Source organism: Mycobacterium asiaticum (assembly GCF_001673635.1).
Taxonomy (GTDB): domain Bacteria; phylum Actinomycetota; class Actinomycetes; order Mycobacteriales; family Mycobacteriaceae; genus Mycobacterium; species Mycobacterium asiaticum_C.
Map to the genome: position 1 here is coordinate 104,679 of NZ_LZMH01000082.1, position 16,829 is coordinate 121,507.

Annotated in this window: 15 protein-coding genes; 9 read left to right on the plus strand and 6 right to left on the minus strand. The window is 65.1% G+C overall.

All coding sequences use genetic code 11. From position 1 onward, the window contains the following. Window positions 1-24 precede the first annotated feature (24 nt). Window positions 25-1,434 (minus strand): triacylglycerol lipase LipY, encoded by a 1,410-nt coding sequence (gene lipY / locus A5645_RS24425; RefSeq protein WP_172830605.1) that lies wholly within the window; start codon window positions 1,432-1,434, stop codon window positions 25-27. Window positions 1,435-1,611: 177 nt separating this feature from the next. Between lipY (A5645_RS24425) and A5645_RS24430 the strand changes: the two genes are divergently transcribed. After that, window positions 1,612-3,420 (plus strand): serine/threonine-protein kinase, encoded by a 1,809-nt coding sequence (locus tag A5645_RS24430; protein WP_065131359.1) that lies wholly within the window; start codon window positions 1,612-1,614, stop codon window positions 3,418-3,420. Window positions 3,421-3,495: 75 nt separating this feature from the next. Beyond that, a complete protein-coding gene (locus A5645_RS24435; RefSeq protein WP_216638339.1) occupies window positions 3,496-3,948 on the plus strand; it encodes a PE family protein in 453 nt (150 codons plus the stop codon). 11 nt (window positions 3,949-3,959) lie between these two features. Here A5645_RS24435 and lipY (A5645_RS24440) read toward each other — a convergent pair whose 3' ends face one another. Both lipY (A5645_RS24440) and A5645_RS24445 read right to left on the minus strand, forming a co-directional pair. Beyond that, on the minus strand, window positions 3,960-5,126 hold the full coding sequence (lipY, locus tag A5645_RS24440; protein WP_081288545.1) for a triacylglycerol lipase LipY: 1,167 nt from the start codon (window positions 5,124-5,126) through the stop codon (window positions 3,960-3,962). A gap of 108 nt (window positions 5,127-5,234) precedes the next feature. Next, a complete protein-coding gene (locus A5645_RS24445) occupies window positions 5,235-5,816 on the minus strand; it encodes a TetR/AcrR family transcriptional regulator (RefSeq protein WP_065038097.1) in 582 nt (193 codons plus the stop codon). Between the two features lie 102 nt (window positions 5,817-5,918). On the opposite strand from A5645_RS24445, the gene A5645_RS24450 reads away from it, so the two are divergent. Genes A5645_RS24450 through A5645_RS24465 form a run of 4 tightly spaced genes read left to right on the plus strand, consistent with a single transcriptional unit; the run spans window position 5,919 to window position 9,786 of the window. Then, window positions 5,919-6,392 (plus strand): DUF1772 domain-containing protein, encoded by a 474-nt coding sequence (locus tag A5645_RS24450; protein ID WP_065131362.1) that lies wholly within the window; start codon window positions 5,919-5,921, stop codon window positions 6,390-6,392. Between the two features lie 8 nt (window positions 6,393-6,400). Beyond that, window positions 6,401-6,718 (plus strand): NIPSNAP family protein, encoded by a 318-nt coding sequence (locus A5645_RS24455; protein WP_065131363.1) that lies wholly within the window; start codon window positions 6,401-6,403, stop codon window positions 6,716-6,718. A gap of 19 nt (window positions 6,719-6,737) precedes the next feature. Continuing rightward, window positions 6,738-7,112 carry a DUF4267 domain-containing protein gene (locus A5645_RS24460; RefSeq protein WP_065038155.1) on the plus strand — a complete coding sequence of 125 codons (375 nt, stop codon included), beginning with the start codon at window positions 6,738-6,740 and terminating at the stop codon, window positions 7,110-7,112. Window positions 7,113-7,164: 52 nt separating this feature from the next. Beyond that, entirely contained in the window at window positions 7,165-9,786 is a 2,622-nt protein-coding gene (locus A5645_RS24465; protein WP_065131364.1) for a hypothetical protein, read from the plus strand. On the opposite strand, the gene A5645_RS27405 is transcribed toward A5645_RS24465, so the two are convergent. After that, on the minus strand, window positions 9,761-10,048 hold the full coding sequence (locus A5645_RS27405) for a hypothetical protein (protein ID WP_081288546.1): 288 nt from the start codon (window positions 10,046-10,048) through the stop codon (window positions 9,761-9,763). The two genes, A5645_RS24465 and A5645_RS27405, sit on opposite strands and share 26 nt — an antisense overlap. Window positions 10,049-10,554: 506 nt before the next feature. On the opposite strand from A5645_RS27405, the gene A5645_RS24475 reads away from it, so the two are divergent. The 3 genes from A5645_RS24475 to A5645_RS24485 are packed head-to-tail and all read left to right on the plus strand — an operon-like array spanning window position 10,555 to window position 14,535. Next, window positions 10,555-11,445 (plus strand): FAD binding domain-containing protein, encoded by an 891-nt coding sequence (locus A5645_RS24475; RefSeq protein WP_065038092.1) that lies wholly within the window; start codon window positions 10,555-10,557, stop codon window positions 11,443-11,445. Beyond that, entirely contained in the window at window positions 11,445-11,939 is a 495-nt protein-coding gene (locus A5645_RS24480; protein WP_065038091.1) for a (2Fe-2S)-binding protein, read from the plus strand. The genes A5645_RS24475 and A5645_RS24480 overlap by 1 nt, the downstream gene beginning before the upstream one ends. Next, window positions 11,932-14,535, plus strand: coding sequence for a xanthine dehydrogenase family protein molybdopterin-binding subunit (locus A5645_RS24485; RefSeq protein WP_065038090.1), 2,604 nt, complete (start codon window positions 11,932-11,934; stop codon window positions 14,533-14,535). Before A5645_RS24480 ends, A5645_RS24485 begins: the two co-directional genes overlap by 8 nt. Here the strand turns inward: A5645_RS24485 and A5645_RS24490 are convergent. Both A5645_RS24490 and A5645_RS24495 read right to left on the minus strand, forming a co-directional pair. Beyond that, window positions 14,532-15,599, minus strand: coding sequence for a vWA domain-containing protein (locus A5645_RS24490; RefSeq protein WP_065038089.1), 1,068 nt, complete (start codon window positions 15,597-15,599; stop codon window positions 14,532-14,534). The two genes, A5645_RS24485 and A5645_RS24490, sit on opposite strands and share 4 nt — an antisense overlap. After that, window positions 15,592-16,488, minus strand: coding sequence for an AAA family ATPase (locus tag A5645_RS24495; protein ID WP_081288547.1), 897 nt, complete (start codon window positions 16,486-16,488; stop codon window positions 15,592-15,594). Before A5645_RS24495 ends, A5645_RS24490 begins: the two co-directional genes overlap by 8 nt. Window positions 16,489-16,829: the final 341 nt, after the last annotated feature.

The following is a 16,829-nucleotide window of genomic DNA, read 5'->3' on the forward strand; positions in this document are numbered from 1 at the left end:
TGCAGATGTGCAGTCTCGACGCGATCAGGCCGCGATACCTAGTTCCTGGTTGATCTGGTGCCAATATGCGGGACCGTCCAAAGTGAGAATGAGCCAATCGTGGATCTGGCCGTTGGCCAATACGAAGCTGAACGGGGTCGTCGCGCCTACGGCAAGTTCCTTGAGGCGTATCGCGTCGGGCGAAAGTATGTCCAGGTTTCCGGTGTAGACCGTTGTCGGGGGGAGTCCATCGAGCGATCCATTTATCGGGCTTACCCAGGAATTATCGATGGGTAAGCCACCCGCCCACTGCTGGCCGAATATTTTCGCCAGCCCAACGGGCAACAACGGATCCTGAACGAAGGCGATATTCGGGTTGGTCATGGACAAGTCGAGCCACGGCGACAGCAGGACCATGCTCGATGGCATTTGCGCACCGTCGATCACCATCTGCTGAACGGCGGCCAGTGCGAGGTTGCCCCCCGCAGAGTCACCGATAACGCTGACATTCGGTGTGCCGTACAGCGCAGTCTGCGAGGCGACGAAGTTAGCCATCATCGGCACCACCAACCCGGCCGTGCCCCCTTCTTGAAGCAACGGATAAATCGGCACCTGGATGGTCGCACCGGTTTGGTAGGCCATCACCGAATAGTGAATCCAATGCAGGAAGGACGGCGGGAAGATGAACGCGCCCCCATGAATGGCGACGACCTGTTCACCGGTGGCATGCATGGGCGTGATTTGCACAACGTTCATCGTCCCGCCGGTCGGACTGTTATATGTGCTGTAGGAGACCGTCTCGCCAAGAAGCAGATTCAATAACGGTGGCGGGGAATTGCCGATGAACCAGGACAACGGCGGAATGTCGCTGGCCAGTAGTTGCAGGAGCGGGTTACCCGGCGTCGCGATATACCCATCCAGTCCCGACAAGCTCAACAGCGGCTTGACCGGGTAGAGCAAAGCTTCTTCGAACCTCGTGATCAACGACGGCGTGCCGGTGAAGGTCCCTGGCTGGCCCGCCGGAATGGGCGGTGCGGCCGGAGCACCAAAGATGGTGGTGAAGATCTCGTTGGCGATCCGGTTGAAGCCGGCGACCAACTCATTGGGAACTTGCGCAAGCTCTTGTTCGAAGAGGGCGACGGTCTCCTCAAAAGTCTGCAGCGGCGCGGCGCTGGCCGCCTCGGCGGCGGCATATGCCCCGCTCGCATTGGTCAGAGCCTGGACGAAGCGCTGGTTGAACGACGTGACCTGCGCGCTGAGCGCCTGGTAGCCCTCGCCGTGCGCGGAGAACAGGGCCGCGATGGCGGCAGACACCTCGTCTTCGGCCGCGGCAAGCAAGCCGGTCGTCGGGGCCGCCGCGGCGGAGTTCGCGGCACCGATCGCCGCAGCGACGTCCGCCGCGTCAGCAGCCACCGCGGTAACCCACTCCGGTACCACCATCAACGACATAGGAATTCTCCCCTCGATCACGTTTCCCCGTATGTCGTCCCCAGCGGGTGCCGAGGTCGCAGACCCTAACGAAATCTATCGCTGGCCCCCCTCGATCGTGAGCGGAATTACAGAAACCGCGGCCGCCCTTGCCTTCACCGGCGGATTCGCTACCAGGCCGTGCCGGTTTGTAGGCTTTCGGGCATGCCGTTGAACAACGGCGAGGTCTTCGCTGGCTACGTGATTCAGCGCTTACTCGGCACTGGCGGTATGAGCGAGGTCTATCTCGCCGAGCATCCGCGCCTGCCTCGTCAGGACGCGCTGAAAATTCTGTCCCTGGCCTCGGCTGAGGATCAGGAGTTTCGCGCACGGTTCATTCGCGAAGCCGAGCTGGCTGCGACGCTGTGGCATCCCCATATCGTCGGCGTCCTCGACCGTGGCGAGTTCAACGGCCGGCTGTGGATCTCGATGGAGTACGTGGACGGCGCCGACGCGGGCCGGTTGGTGCGAGAGCGGCACCCGCGCGGCCTGGCCGAACAGGACGTCTTCGAGATCGTGACCGCGGTAGCCGATGCGCTCGACTTCGGTCATGATCGCCGGCTGTTGCACCGAGACGTCAAGCCCGAGAACATCCTGGTCACCGCGGCCGATGGCCACCGGCGCCGGGTGTTGTTGACCGATTTCGGCATCGCCCGCAAGATCGACGACGTCAGCAACCTCACCGAGGCCAACGTCGCCGTCGGGACCATCAGCTATGTGGCGCCCGAGCAACTCCTCGGCAAATCGCTGGACGGCCGAGCCGACCAGTACGCGCTTGCCGCCACGACATATTTCCTACTCACCGGCGCGCCGCCGTTCCAGGACTCCAACCGCGCCGTGGTACTCACTCACCACCTGAACTCGCCGCCACCGCGGATATCGGAGCGCCGGCCCGAGCTCGCCCATCTGGACGCCGTGCTGATCAAGGCGCTGGCGAAAGATCCCAGCCAGCGGTACCCGACCTGCGCGGATTTCGCTCAATCCCTGACGCAACAGGCCCCCAAGCCGGCGGACAGCGCAGGTCAACGTCCGGCCACGCAGCGTCTCGAGCGGCTGGTGGTCCACGGGACCGCACGCGGCGTCCAGCGCGGCGCGGTCGTCGCGGACCAGCAGGTCGGGACGCTGTCATTCCACCTGGTTCCGTATGACGAACTGGACAACCGACGGGCGCATGTCCCGGTCCAGATTCAGACCGATCTCGTCACCGGTCAGCTCGAGGACGGCGACGAGGTCGAAGTCAGCGGCTTCTGGGACGGGGACACCCTCGATGCCGACAAGGTCGTCAATCTGTCGCTCGGTGCTCGTCCGAAGCAGCGCCGGGCATCGGCTGAACCACCGCCGGCCGCAGCACCGGCACCCATACCGGCCACCGCGCCCGTACCCACACCGGCCGCTGCACCTGCACCGAAACGCAAAGCGGCGCGCATCGCCGCGGTGGCCGCCGCAGTCATAGCGGTGATCGTGCTGACCGCGGGGGCGGTTCTGTACTTCACCAGGGGCGCGGGCAACCCGGCGCGCCCCGGACCGATCGTCAAGCCGGTGAGCGCGACCGTGTTCTCCCCGGACGGCGCCCCCGACAATCCGCAGGACGCCAAGTTGGCCATCGATGGCGACCCCGACTCCGGGTGGTCCACGGTCACCTACCGCGACGCGGAGCCCTTCCCGAGATTCATCCAGGGCATGGGTCTGTTGCTGCACCTGCCCGAACCGACCGCGCTTAGCGTCGTGACGCTCAGCGTCTCCAGCACCGGCACCGAGGTGCAGATCCGCTCGTCGGCGACGGATAACCCAGCAAAGTTGTCCGATACCACCGAGTTGGCTCCCACCGCTTCGCTGGAACCGGGTAAGAATCGCATCACGATAAGTAACCGGACCAAGACGTCGAATGTGCTGGTGTGGATTTCCAAACTCGGCACCACCAATGGCGAAAGCCGCACGAAAGTCTCGGATATCATTCTGCAGGCGACTGGATAGCGGGCCGTTCACGCCGAGTTTAGGACTTTCGCAAATCGGCCGTCGCGCTGCACTTTCGTGGATATGCTCCCGAAGATGCAGGTTGCAACCGAAAGTTTGATCACCGCGGGACGGGACCTCGCAGCAATCGGGTCCGATCTGAATTTCGCCCAGCTTCAAGCGGCAGCTCCCACCACGAACATCGCCAGCGCCGGAATCGACGAGGTATCCACCGCGGTCGCGGGCCTGTTCGGTTCACACGCCCAGGAATTCCAGGCCGTAGCCGGGCGTGCAGCGGCGTTCCACGACCAGTTCATCCAGAAGTTGACCGGCGGCGCGAATGCCTACGCGACTGCGGAGGCGGAGAACCTTGCAGTGTTGTCGGCGGCCTCCGCCCCTGCGGCCGATGACAACCCTCTGCTGTTCTTGGTGCAGCTGGGCGCGCTGGTCCTGACGCCCGGCATTTTCGCCGGTCTGTTGGGCTTGGCCTCTACCCTGCTGGCCACCTACTGGGCGGTGCAGCTGTTCAGCGCTGTGTTCAGCGGTTAGCGCCGCGTCGATCAGGCAGCGATGCCGAGTTCCCGGTTGATCTGCGGCCAGTACGGTAGCCCGAACGGAGTCAGCAGCACCCAGTCGTGAATTCCGCCGGGGAACAGGACGAAGTTGAATGGAGCGTCGATGGCCAGGGCTGCCTGCTGCAGGATCGCGGCCTGGGCGGCGAGGGGATCGAACGAGCCGGAATAGACATACGTCGGCGGCAGGCCGGTCAACGGTCCATACAGCGGACTGACCTGGTAGTTGGTTATGGGAAGACCACCTGCCCAAACGCTGCCGATCCCCCGGGTCCCGACGTCCAGCCACGGGGAGATCAACACCATGGACGACGGGACGGTAGCGGCCGGATTCAGCTGCAGCATGTGCTGCACCGCGGCCAACGCGAGGTTGCCGCCCGCCGAGTCCCCGGTCACGCTGACGTTGGCCGCTCCGTATTCCATGATTCGCGACGAGATCAGCCCGGCGATCTTCGGTACCACCGTCGGCGCGGTACCGCCTTCCTGCAGCAGCGGGTAGATCGGCACCTCGAAGGTCGCGCCGGTCATGTATGACGTCACGGAGTAATTGAGCCAGTGGAAGATTGACGGCGGGAAGATGAATGCGCCGCCGTGGATTGCGACCACGTGTTCGCCGGTGGGGTTCGCGGGAATGATCCGTACGACGCTCATACCGTCGTACGTAGTGTGCTGAACCGTCTGTCCCAGAAGCAAATTCAGTAACGGCGGCGGCGAGTTGCCGGCGAGCCACGACAGCGGCGGGATATCGCTGGCAACCAGCGCCAGGAACGGAGACTGTGGCGATGACAGCAGGAATTCGAATCCGGCGCCCACTGCCCTGGGTAGCTGCTGAACACTGAGCACCAGATTTTCCAGAGTCGCCAACGGCGCGGCACTGGCCGCCTCCGCGGAGGCATACGCGCTGGTCGCGCTGGTCAATGCCTGCGCAAACCGCTCGTTGAAGGCCGTCGCTTGCGCGCTGAGAGCCTGATAACCCCGGCCGTGAGCGGAGAACAATGCGGCGATCGCCGCTGACACCTCGTCCTCGGCCGCGGCCAATACCTCGGTGGTGGCACTGGCAACACCCTGGTTCGCGGTGGCTATTGCCGAACCGATCGAGGCTACGTCGGTAGCCGCAGTGGACATCACCTCTGGTAACGCAAGGACATACGACAACGAACCGCTCCCGAACTGAGGGCAATTCGCATTGCCCGGTTAAACCGATCGTCGGTACCGGAGCATATGCCGACGAAAAGGTGTCGCGTGGCAGCTTGACCGAATTGCTCAACGCCTCTTCGGGATGAATCGATCAATGAGTATTTCGAGTCTTTCTCGATCGTGATCGGGCCGTAGGCGGCCAGAGCGGCCGAGGGTGACGAGTCCGTGCAGCGCGGCCCACAACACCTCGGTGCGCGTGTCGGCATCCTTCTCGTCGGCGACCAGGGCGACCGCGTCGCGCAATTCGTCGAAGGCCGCCGTCAGCTGGGCCGGTGTGTCCTCCGCGCCGAAGCGCAAGCCGGTCGCGCGGATGAACATCGCGTCGTAGACCGCCGGGTTTTCCGCGGCGAAGTCGAGGTAGGCACGCGCAACGCGAGCCAGGACCTCAGGCCCGGCGCCGGAATCGGGGCGGGCGGCCCGCATCGCTTCGGCGAGCTCGCCAAACCCGTCGACGGCGACGGCCTCGGCGATCTTCTCCATACCCGCGAAATGCTTGTACAGCACCGGTTGGCTGTACTCGATCTCGGTTGACAGCCGACGAGTGGTTACCGCGTCCCAGCCCTCGGCCTCGGCCAGCTTGCGGGCCGTCGTGACGATCAGCTGTCGACGGGCAGCCCGCTCCCGCTCTACACGATCGCTGATGGCCACGGCTGAATCTTAGCACCGATAGCAGGAATAGCACCGCTATTGACGTGGGCCGAGCCTAAGGGTTAGCGTTGCTAGCAGTTGTTGATGGAGAGGAATGATCAGATGAACCCAGAAATCACACGAGCCGCCGCGTTGGTCGCGGCGCTCGGCACCGCCGTGGTCTACGGCACCGACGTGTTCTGTGCGATCGTGTTGCGACCCGCTCTAGCGGCGGTCGACGACCGCGCCCTCGTCGGGGTCATGGGCGCCGTGCACCGATACGGAGACCGGCGGATGCCGGTGCCCGGGGTTCTCGGGGTCCTTGGTGCCGCGACGACCGTCGTGCTGGCCATTTTCTGCGCGCAGTGGGCACCGGCGATGGCGGCCAGCGCCGCGCTGGTCCTCCTGTTGGCCTGGCTCGTGCTCTATACGCGGGTAAGCGCACCGATCAACCGGGAACTCACGGCCGCCGCCGACACCGGTCGGCCGTTGGCGAACGGGCGTGTGCTGCAAGCGAAGTGGGATCGCATCATCGGTGCTCGTGCGACGCTGCAAGGCCTGGCGCTGGCCGCTCTGTGCGTGGCACTGACTGTCTGAGCAGCCCGATGTTTCAACTCAGGATCTACAGCCTGCGCTCACCAGAAGCCCTGCGGCGGTATGCAACCGTTCATTGGGCCCGGCACCTGGCGACCTTCGAAGCCTTCGGAGTGAGCACCCACGGCGTGTGGACGGAACGAAGCGGCGGCGCGAATCGCCTTGTCGCGCTGATCCGCTACCCGTCCGGCGCCGACCCCGACCAGGTAACGCGGGAGTGCATGAGCAGCCCCGAATTCGCCTCCGACCTGGCCGGTTTCGATCCCGACGAAATCATCGATGTCCAGTCCGTGCCGCTCGAACCGACAACCTTCTCACCGATGCGCTGACCACCTAGGAGTGCTCACCATGACCATCACCGCCTACACGCTCGCCGGCCTGATAGCGGCGGCCATCGTCTTCATCGGCGCTCGGTTCATTCTCGCGCCGCGCGTTGCCGCCGCCGGTTACGGCGTCCTCCCGGACCTCGGCCAACCCGGCGTCCGCGCCTACCTGAGCATCAAGGGCGTCCGCGACATCGCGTCGGGACTCTTCCTCGTCATCCTGATGGTTGCGGGCGCGACTCACTTGCTCGGCTGGATCATATTGGCCGCCACCATCATTCCGGTTGCGGACACATCCATCGTGCTCAACAACGACGGCTCGAAAGCGGTCGCCTGGGGAGTTCACGGGTCAACCGCCGCCGTCATGCTCGTGACCTCGGCGCTGCTCCTTATCGCCTGAAGCGATAGCGATTAGCATCGGCACACAGTAACCCGATGCGCTTGGGGGCCCGATGGCAGATCGTGCGGTACTCGAACTCCGCATTCACGGCATAAACAACACCAGCCCCGAGAGCATGCTCGACCTGCCCGGCGAAGACGTCGAGAAGTTCGCCGGCGACGCACTGGGCAGCTTCTGGCGTCCAAGATCACCTGGGGTGAACGCACCGACCCAACTCGAGGCCTACAGCTGGGGCGGTATGGCCCGCAGTTCGGTCGGTGGGGCCATGGGAATCGGCCGGATCGTGGGGGCAATCGCGAGGATCGGTTGGGCCCTGCTCATCCCGTTCGGTTTGGTGAACGTCGCGTATTGGTCCAGGAGATTCGATGACGGCCCCGATCCCGGCCAACGGCCGGGGCGCGACGGCTGGCGGCACGGCCGCGGCGCTGCCTCACTGCGCATCGCCGGACTGATGATGACACTGCTGCTCGCGGTGTCTGCAACGAGCATCGCGCTCGACCTCATCGGAGTACAGTGCTACGCAAGTGATTCCACCAGACTGTGCACGAACCTGCCGTCGCAACTCGACTTTCTGGGCAGCCTGACGCAGAGCCGCCGCCTTGCGGTTTTGAGCGTGGTGCCCGTCTTGTTGATCCTCGGATTGGCAATGCTGTCCGCAGTCACGCGGGTGCGCTACGAACAGCCCGACCCCTCAACACCAGAAAATTCGCGCAAGAAGCCCGAGGCGTCGGAAGTGACGACACCGAAGTGGCCCATCCTTTCCACCCAAGGTTTCTGGGCACACCGGGAAAGCACCAAGGTCACGTCGCGGATGCATGTCGCCGCGACGGCCACATTGATCGCCACTGGCACGGCTTTTCATGTCGCCTTCGGTCGTGGTGAGTCGTGCGGAAGCCGAGACAGATTTTTCAGTGCTGCGTGCCGACGAGAAGTCCTTCATGGTGACGGCACCGTCATCACCGAACTTGTGGTCGTCGCGATAGGCATCGCGATCCTGGCGTTCACGTTTTACAGCGTCGGCTTCAGATCCGATTGCGCAGCGGATGTTCCGAGGCGATCATCGCGTCGCTGGGTGCTGGACTGGGGTCCTGTCGTGATGGGCGCCGTCCTGTTCGTCGTGCAGGCGGCATTGCTGTGGCGTGACCAGCCCGACCCAAAACCGCGGCAGCTGCTCGGCGTCGCGTTCACACCGACCTTGTTACTCGCTGCCCTGCTGGGTTTGGCGCTGGCTGCGCTGCTGTGGCGTCCGAGTGTCAAGACGGCCTGGGATGGACTCCCCACGGCGCTGGGGCTCGGCTTCGCGAGCCTGGTCATCGTCTCGGGATACGCCAACAGCATTCGATGGTGGTTCCCGGTATGGCTCGGGGCGGCCGCTGTCGTGCTGGGTGTCCTGCTGGTGGTGCGACACATGGTGGCCGAGAAGTGCAAGCATGAAGCGTGGAACGGCGGCGGGCCGGGCGTGCTGCTGCTGACGGCAGCAGCCTTCGCCATGCTGCTGTCGAGCGCAGTGGTGACGGCCGCCGGCGACTGGCTCAACGGCAACAACTCCGCGAGCAACTTGGCCGACGGTGTGTCGGGTTCCGTGCCCGACCTTCAAGTACCCCTGCCCTACGTGTGGTCCGGCGCATCGGTGATACCGGTGATAGCTGGGATGTTCGCAGTCGGCACATACGCATTCGCCAGATCATGGCGGGGGCGAAAGGCGCTCGATTACGGGCAACCGATGACCGCTAACGCGGCCGGGTTTGCCGCCTTCGCGCAGCGCGCGGAGAGGTTCGTCGCAGCCCTGGCTGCCCTGAGCGCAATCGCGATGACGCTCACTCTGATTGCGTCGGTGCGAGCACTCACTCCGAAGCATTTCGGATCGTCCTGCCTCGCCACAACTCTGGACCGGTTGCTATCGATCGGCATGTGGGCACTCGCGGGGACGGGCGTCTTGGTGATCGGCCTTGCCGTCGGCGGTACCGCCGTGGGCGGTCGACCGTTGGGCCTCGTCTGGGACCTGATCTGCTTTCTGCCTCGCACGGGGCATCCCCTCGCGCCGCCCTGCTACGCGGAACGAGTGGTCCCCGAACTCGCCGCCCGCTGCGCGGACTGGTTCGAAAAGGACCGGGGTGAGAGAGCCATACTCTCCGCGCACAGCCTTGGTTCCGTGCTAGCGGTCGCGGTGATCCTGTCGCCCCGGTTGGACAATCACCGCGATCGGGTGGCATTGCTTTCATACGGCAGCCAGCTGCGCACATACTTCGGCCGGATATTCCCAGAACTATTGGGGCCAAGGGTGCTTGGGTGCCCGCCTTGCCTTTCTGCCGACTTGCGAACGCCTGACCCGTGGGCCAGGGAACGGTGCGCGGAACACGGACCGGCACCGGTGCCGGACCCTCGTTCGGTCCACGGACTCTTGGCGCCTGGGCCGCGGTGGCGCAGTCTCTGGCGCCGGACCGACTACCTCGGCTTTCCCGTGTGGACCTACGCCGAAGATGAGAACCCGGTCGATCGAGTGGCCGAGCGGGTGGTCAAGGTCGGCTATCTCTACGAAATCCAAACCCACAGTGGCTATCCCCGTACCGAGCAATACCGAAGCGCCCTTACCGAACTCAGCCGGGGCGCCAATGGGCCTTCAGGGCCGGCCGAGCCGGGCGCGGACCCTAGCTCGGCTCCGGCACCTCAGTAAGCCACCGGTTACGTCGCTCCTCCTGCGTCTGCTCCCACCACGGGGGCTGGCCGCGTTCGCCCAACGCGACCTTCGCCGCGTGCACACCCGCGCGGGCCCTCGGCTCCTGCGGTGTTCCCTTGGCGCGGCGCACTTCTCGACGCCATGCCATCAGAATCTTGACCAGCTCGGCCCGTCGATCCTCGGGGATCAGCGGATCGGTGGCCCGCCACCTACGGCCGTCGACGACGATGTAGCGCCCGTCAGCCGTTGTCTCTGGCACTCAACGACCCTACTCGGCTGTGGTGGAGTTGCTGAGCAGCGGAGGAACCCGCACACGAGCTAAGGCTAATGCGGGTACTTCTTGTTGTCGTACCCCGAGCTATATGCCACCGCGACGTGTTGACCAGTGAGGTCTTCAATTACGACGGCGCCGAGAGGTTGAACCTCATAATAAGTGCGAACTAGGCCCTGGGCGTCCGGGGCGGTGGTGCAGGGGCCGTTAGGGCATTGCCTCTTTACCGGCCACACAGCGAACGCGATCACCAGGATTGCCGCAACGGCGATCAAGGAAGCTTTGAGGTATTTCACGTAACGCTCTCCGACAAATCGATCCACTGAACAACGCGGCTGACAATGCAATGTCTTTGCTGATCGAATCTATCGGTTGCGGCGCAGCCTGTCACTCGTCTTCCTTGAGCTGGTACCGCACAATTTGCCAGACGGGAGACTTGCCGATCAAAGCGCGGTAAAATTCCAGGTCCCGTCGGAGGGAGACTTGCCGTGAAAATGTCGCCATTCGACTACCACCGACCGGACACGGTCGACGAGGCGGTCGCACTCCTCGAAACCTGCGGCGGGGACGGGAAAGTGCTCGCCGGTGGGCAGAGCCTCCTCCCGGTCCTGGCACTGCGGTTGACCCGTTTGGGCCATCTCATCGACATCGGCAGAGTGCAGAGCTTGCAGTCAATCGACATCGGCGACAGCGGCGTTGTCTCGGTTGGCGCGGCAGTAACTCATGCCCGCGTCGAGAGATCCGACGCCCTGGCCGCCGCCGCGCCGGCGGTAGTTGGGGCCATGCCATACATCGGTCATCGGGCGATTCGGAGTCGGGGAACGGTGTGCGGGAGTTTGGCCCATGCCGATCCGTCGGCCGAACTTCCTGCGGTTGCCCTGGCGGTCGGCGCGGAGATGATCGTGCGAGGCCCGACGGGACAGCGGACGGTCGATGCGGCTGACTTTTTCGAGGGTTATCTGTCGTCCGCGCTGGCCGAGGACGAGCTGCTCGTCGGGGTGCGATTCCCCGCCTGGCCACCACGCGCGGGATGGTCGGTGCTGGAGATCAGTAGGCGGCACGGCGATTTCGCGTTGGCCGGCCTGGTGACAACGCTCGTGGTCGACGACGCCGGATTGCTGCGGCGACCGGCGTTGTCTTACTTCGGGATAGCGAGCACTCCGGTTCGGGTCGTCGAGGCCGAGCAGCTGCTCGAAGGCAACCAGCCTGACTCGGCGCTGTTTGCGGAGGCGGCACACGTGGTGTCGGGCGCGTTGCGGCCGCGCGCCGATGATCACGCGTCGTCGGAGTACCGGGCGCATGTTGCTGGGGTGCTCACCCGGCGCGGGCTCGCCGAGGCCACAGAGCGCGCCACGGCACGGACTACCCAGCGGGCGGGTGTGTGATGCGGGAAATCACCTTGCGGGTCAACGGTCGCGACGAGCGCGCGGTGGTCGAGGGCCGCACGACCCTTGCCGAGTTGCTTCGCGACAACCTCGGGCTCACCGGCACCCACCTCGCGTGCGAGCACGGTGTTTGTGGGGCGTGCACGGTCGCGGTCGACGGTCAGCCCGTCCGTTCCTGTCTCATGCTGGCCATGCAGGCCGAGGGGGCGGCCGTCGAGACCGTCGAATCACTGAGCGACGGTGATGATATGGGGCTGATCCAGCGGGCGATGTGGGAGCGCCACGCGTTCCAGTGTGCCTTCTGCGCACCGGGATTCCTCATGACAGTGCGGTGCCTGCTGGCCGACAATCCGTCGCCGACGATGGCGCAGATCAAGCAAGAGCTCTCCGGAAACCTCTGTCGTTGCACGGGATACGCGTCGATCCTGGACGGTGTGGCCGAAGCCGCGACCAAGCTGGCTTCCAACGCAGGAGGTGTGAACGACGATGCGTGAACAGATCATGGGGCGATTCGTCGGCGCCCGGGTCCGCAGGGTTGAGGATCGCCGCCTGCTGCGCGGGCGCGGAAGGTATGTCGACGATGTCGTCGTCCCGGACATGGCCCACGCCGCGTTCGTCCGGAGTCCCTGGCCCCATGCCCTGATCCGCGGCATCGACATCACCCGCGCCGCAGCCCTGTCCGGGGTGTACGCGGTCTTCACTGGTCGCGACATGGCGGCGATGACCAATCCGCTGATGGGGATGTTCGCCTTCCCGGGTCTCTACGACCCGTGGCACTGGGCCCTGGCCGTCGACCGTGTTCGTTTGGTCGGGGATCCGGTTGCGATCGTGATAGCGACGTCACGCGCGGTAGCCGAGGACGCGGCTGAACTGGTCGACGTGGAATACGAAGAGCTGCAACCGATCGCAACGTTGGCCCACGCCCACGATCCCGGCCGGCCGGCGATTTGGCCGAAGGCCAACGGCAACGTCGTCTACACGGAGTCGCAGTCGTTCGGCGACGTCGAAGCGGCGTTTGCCGGGGCGGATCGAGTGATCAGCGAAACCTTCCGCCAGCACCGGCACGCCAACCAACCGATGGAGACCAGGGGCACGGTGGCCGAGATCGACGCCGACGGCAACCTCATGTTGCACGCGGCCCATCAGGCCGCGCACGCGTTCAAGTGGGCCATGGCAATGTGCCTGGCCCGTCAGCCGGTGTGGATGTCGGTCCGCGACCTGTTCCGCCAACGCGAACAGACCAAGGCGATCTTCACCGGGGCTCGCGAGTTCATCCGCAGCAACCCGGCGATGATGCAGGACACCAAGCAGATAATGCCGATCATGCTGCGTCAGATCGCTCGGGATCCGATGCGGATGGTCCACCTGAGCCGAACATTCTTGGGCTTGATGGCGACGCCGAAGGAACACCTCCCGCGCGTCGTTACCGGCGATATCGGCGGCGCATTCGGAGCGAAGACCACGGTGCTGCGCGAGGACATCGCCCTGGGCGCCGCCGCACTGCGACTTGGCCGATCGATCAAGTGGATCGAGGACCGCAACGAGCACCTCCTCGTCGGCGCGCAGGCTCGTGACGAGCGGGTCGCCGTAGAGGCTGCGGTGCGCAACGACGGGACGGTGCGGGGCCTGCGGGCCAAGCTCACGATGGACGGGGGTGCGTATCCGGGATTCCCCTTCGGTGCACCGATGTTCTGCCGCATCATCCAGACGATGTTCCCCGGCCCGTACCGGTTCGACGCAATGCAGTTCGATATCGAACTCGTCGCGTCCAACAAACCGACATACGTCGCCTACCGGGGCCCGTGGGCGGTCGAAACCTGGGTCCGCGAACGGCTATTCGATGTGATAGCTCGCGAGCTTGGGCTCAGCCGCGCCGAGATCCGGCTACGAAACATCGTCGGGCCCGACCTACTCCCGACCAAGATGATCACCGGCCCAATCCTCGATGTGCGCATGTCTGCCCGGGCGACGCTCGAAAAGGCTTTGGAAATCGCCGATTTCGAACACTGGGCAGAACACCAGGCGGCGGCGCGGGCACAGGGACGGCGCCTCGGCCTCGGGATCTCGACCTACATAGAGGCGGCTCCGGGTCCGCCCGGGTACATGGACTGCATCATGCCGGGCTTCTCCGTGTTCGCCGGCGGCGAGCCCATCCAGGCAGTCCTCGAAGCCGACGGCAATGTCACGGTCCACACCCGGCAAATACCCCATGGCCAAGGTCACGAGACGACGCTCGCGCAGGTAGCCGCCGACGAGCTCGGGGTCCCGGTGGAGGCAGTCCGAGTGCGCTACGGCGACACAGACTTCTCGCCGTTCGGGATCATGGGCACCGGCGGAAGCCGGTCGGCGGCGATGGCGGGCGGCGCGGTGGGCGTGGCAGCACATACGTTGCGTGAACACATTGTCGACATCGCCGCGGACCTGCTGGAGGCTTCGCCGGCTGACATCGTCATCGAAGACGGTGAGATTCACGTCGCGGGCGTCCCGGCGATGTCGCGGACCTTCCGAGAGGTCGCCGAGGAGGCGATGCGACGGGGCTCAAAAGGCGGCACAGTGAGCAACACCGACCGACTGGGCCGTGATGAGGCGATCCGGGTGCACCGAGACTGGAACGGCGGCGAAGGAGGATGGGCGCAGTCCACGCACGTGTGCTGGGTCGACGTGGACCTCGAAACCGGCCAGGTGAAGATTCCTCGCTATGCGGTCGTGGAGGACTGCGGCGAGATGATCAACCCCGCAATCGTCGAAGGGCAGATTCGTGGTGGCGTCGCGCAGGGCGTGGGCGCCGTGTTTTACGAGAAGACCACGTACGGCGAGGACGGGCAGCCGCGGTCGGGAACGTTCATGGACTACCTGATCCCAACCACTATGGAGATCCCCGAGATCGAGATCCACCACATCGAGACGCCGTCAGACATCGCCTACAACTATCGAGGCGTCGGTGAAGGGGGGATGATCGGCGCGCCGGCGGCGATCACGAACGCGGTGGAGGACGCATTGGCCGACCTCGGTGTCCGGATTACCGAACAGCACCTGCCGCCCACCAGGATCCTCGAGCTCGCGGGCGTCATCCCCGAACGTACGGACTAGCCGATGACCGCAATCAGCTCGTCCAATGCGTTCAGGTTGTGACCGCCGATGAATTCGTCGATGTGCGGTAATGCTGCGGCCATACCGCGGGCCAGGGGTGCATAACCCGGCGACGCCTTGAGCGGGTTGACCCACACCACCTTGTGCGCCACGCGCGACAGCCGCGCCATCTGTTCAGCGATCACGCTCGGGTCGCCCCGCTCCCAGCCGTCGGAGAGGATGACCACCACGGCGCCACGAGACATGCCCGGCATCCCCCACGCATTGTTGTAGTCGCGCAGGGTTTCCCCGAGTCGAGTGCCCCCAGACCAGTCGGGCACCGCCGCGCCAGCGCGCCGCAGCGCTTGCTCGGGGTCGCGCAACAACAACTCCCGCGTCAGCCGGGTTAGACGTGTTCCCAACGCGAAGGCCTCGACGCGACGGCGGCCGGCGACCGCGGCGTGCATGAACCGCAACAGTGCCCGGGAGTAGGCGTCCATCGAACCGCTGACGTCACATAGCAATACCAGCCTGCGGGGATGCTGGGTCGGCGCATTCCAGGCTCGGCGGATTGGTTCCCCACCGGTGCGCAACGCACGACGCACGGTAGCCCGGATGTCAGGTTGCGAGTGCCGCCGCCGCTTGGCGGGCCGGCGCCGCCTGCTGCGTCGCATCGCCGCCGTCGCGCGAAATTGGGCCATCAACCGCTGGGCATCGATAAAGTCTTTCGCGGTGTACTCGCCGAAGTCCTTGCTGCGCAATACTTCTACTGGGCTGTAGCGAACTTCGGTGGTGGACGGCGCGCTCGGCTGCTCGGCCGGGGTCTCTGAGTCGAGGTCGTCGTGACGGGCAACCGGGGCTTTGTGGAGCCAGAACGAACGGAATACCCGGTCGAAGGTGTCGATGTCCTCGGGACGCTTGACCAATACGGCACGCCCCGCCCAATACAGGGTGTCGCGGTCGGTCGGATCGATCTCGCTCAGGGCCGATACGAACAGCGCGACCGAGCCGCTGGGAACGGCCAACCCCTCGGCTCGGAGCCGGTGCGCGAACACCACCGTAAGCCGGTCCGCGTTGTCATACATCGTCGTCGGCGAGTCGCACTAAGGCGTCGAGCCCTGCCGCCCTTGCCTTTTCGATGTCTTCGCGATACTTCAACACCCAGCCGAGGGTGTGCTCGACCTCGGTGCGCGGCAATTCCGGCTCCCCCAGCGCAGCAAGCGCTCGTGCCCAGTCGATCGTCTCGGCCACTCCCGGGGGCTTGTAGAGGTCGAGGCCCCGCAGCTCCTCGACGGCTGCCGCGACCCGCCGCGCCAACCGCTCGCTCGCCTCGGGCACGCGCAGTCGTACGATGGCCACTTCCCGCTCGATGCCGGGGTGGTCGACCCAGTGATAGAGGCAGCGTCGTTTGAGAGCGTCGTGCAGGTCTCGGGTTCGATTGGAGGTCAATATCACCGTGGGCGGCACCTCGGCCGCGAACGTACCGAGCTCCGGCACCGTCACCGTGTAATCGGACATGATCTCCAGCAGGAACGCCTCGAACTCGTCATCGGCACGGTCGATCTCGTCGATCAGCAGCACCGGCGGCGGGCCGTCGCCGTTGGCGAGGGCTTGCAGGAGCGGTCGCCGAACCAGGAATCGCTCAGAGAAGAGTTCATCCTCGGCGGCAGCGACGGCCCGCGCACCGCCGGTTTCCGCGGCTTTCAGGTGCAGCAGCTGGCGGGCGTAATCCCATTCATAGACCGCCTGCGACACATCGATGCCTTCGTAGCACTGCAGGCGCAATAGCTTTGCACCGGACAAGCGTGAAAGGGTCTTGGCGACCTCGGTCTTGCCCGCGCCAGCCTCACCTTCGAGCAGCAACGGGCGCCCGAGCCGCACGGCCAGATGAATGGCGGTGGCCAGCCCGTCGTCTGCGAGGTAGCCGAAGCGAGCGAGATCAGCTTTGAGTTGGTGGACCGCGTCGGTCGTCACGGATGCACCTCCTGACACGCCCCGAACGAGCCGTCGCGCGGGTCCGCACTGCTGACTCTACGAAGCGGCGCGGCCCATTGCACGCTGTTTGCGGCGCCGATCATTCCCGTAGCGGTCGGGGACATCCCTTTCATCATCGCCATGGAGCCGAACGGTCTGGTCGGGCGCCTGCCGCATCACGCCGGACGCCGCCAAGCCCTTGACCCCCGACCACGTGAAAGGAGTGCGGGGCCAGCATGATCGCTGGTCCTGGTCACAACACAGATCAATCACGAAAGCGACTGTGCACGCAGGGTTTGTGGCGCGGCCAGCGCATACGCAAGGGGGATCTCCCAGTACCT